Below are 1,783 nucleotides of genomic sequence, written 5' to 3' on the forward strand. Positions count from 1 at the left end.
GGGGCGCTGGACCGGGTGCAGGCGCTGGCGCTGGGCTGATCTGCCGTCCCGCGCCGGGCCGGCGCCCCGCGCGGCGCCGGGTCAGCGGTCGACGCCCGCGTGCCCCGGGCGGAGGTTCCCGCCGGTCGCCGCCGCGGCGGCGGGGGCGGCCGCCGGGGCGGGGGCGGTCAGGGGCGACAGGTCGTGCGCGTAGGTGCCGGCGGCATGGGCGATGACGTCGATGTTGACGTCGAGGGCGGCCCTGGAGATGTTGTCCAGGGTGTCGCAGGCCTGGTGGTAGCACGGGTCGTACGCCTTGCCCGCCTCGCCGCCGAAGAGGGCGGCCTCCTCCCGCGTCTTGATCCCCTCCGCGCCGGTGAAGGCTCCGCCGGAGGGGATGCCGGCCTCGACGAACGGGCCGTAGTCGGACCGGCCGGTGAAGTCGGTGCCGAGGTGGGGCAGCCCGCGGCGGTCGAGGAAGCCGGTGATCTGCCGTTCCAGCTGGGCGGACCCGGCGGGACCGGGGCCCGCGCCGACGCCGTCGGAGTCGTCGCCGTCGTAGACGAACAGCGCGTGGTTGGGCGAGGCGATCATGTCGAAGTTCAGGTAGAGCCGGATGTCCCTCCGCCGGTCGGCGGACAGGCCGTTCACGTAGGCGGTGGAGCCGAGCAGGCCGAACTCCTCGGCGGACCACCAGGCGAAGCGCACCCGCTGGGCGGGGCGGTGCTCGGCCCGCGCCAGCTCCAGGGCGACCTCCAGGAGGCCGGCCGAGCCGGAGCCGTTGTCGTTGATGCCGGGGCCCTCGGGGACGGAGTCCAGGTGGGCGCCGAGCACCACCGTGCGGGAGGGGTCGCCGCCGCGGGTCTCGGCGGTCACGTTGTGGGTGGTGCGCCGTTCGCGGCGCTCGCGCAGGTCGAGGGTGACGGTGACGTCGCCGGCGTCCCCCGCCCTCCGGACCGCCTCGGCCAGGGCGCGGCCGTCCTCGCGGGTGACCCCGCCGGTCGGGACGGCGGCCGCGGAGGGGTCGCCGAGGGTGCCGCGCAGGGGGCCCTCGGCGGTGTTGGCGATCAGTGCGGCGACGGCTCCGGCGCCGGCCGCGGCCCTCTGCTTCTCGGCGAACGAGCACGCGCCGCGGGGGATCACGACGACCTTGCCCCGCACCTCGTGCGGGGCGTAGTCGGACGGCTCGCAGCCGGGGGTCGCGTCGCCCTCCGCGGGCAGCGCGGCGAGGGGCGCGGTGAGGCCGCCCTCGGGGGTGGAGACGGTGTAGGTCATCAGTGAGACGCCGAGGTCGCGGGCGGGTCCGCCGGGGGCGGTGACGGCCAGCTTCTCGGCGAGCGTCTCGGTGTAGGTGAACGCGAAGGGGGTCGAGGTGACCCGGTAGCCGGCCCGGCGGAGGGCGTGCCGGACGTAGGCGGCGGAGGCGTCCCCGCCGGGGGTGCCGGCGGCGCGGTGCCCGCCGTGGGCGTCGGCGATGCGCTGGAAGGCGGCGAGGTGGCGGTGGGCGTCGTGCGCGTCGGCGCGGGTCACCAGGCGCGCGGCCAGGGCGGTGGCGGCGGACGCGGGGTCGCTGCCGCCCCGGTCGTCGTCCCCCGGGGCGCTGCCTCGCGGTGCGCCGCCGCCCGGCACGTCACCTCCGGGGCCGGGGCCGGGGCCCGGGGCGGCGGCGCCGAGGAGGAGGGCGGCGGTGAGCGCGGCGGTCACGGCGGTGGCCTTGCGGCGGGGTCTGCGCACGCGGGGTCCTTCCGGCGGCGGGGCACCTTGCCGCCATGCTCGCCCCGGCGGGGGCGGGCCGCAACGCGGG

Annotated in this window: 1 protein-coding gene; it reads right to left on the reverse strand. The window is 78.7% G+C overall.

Annotated elements, in window-relative coordinates; genetic code table 11:
- Nucleotides 1-81: 81 nt before the first annotated feature.
- Entirely contained in the window at nucleotides 82-1,713 is a 1,632-nt protein-coding gene (locus tag A2U95_RS23030) for a M28 family metallopeptidase (RefSeq protein ID WP_166026310.1), read from the reverse strand.
- Between the last annotated feature and the right edge of the window lie 70 nt (nucleotides 1,714-1,783).

This window comes from Streptomyces chilikensis (assembly GCF_001642695.1).
Lineage (GTDB): Bacteria > Actinomycetota > Actinomycetes > Streptomycetales > Streptomycetaceae > Streptomyces > Streptomyces chilikensis.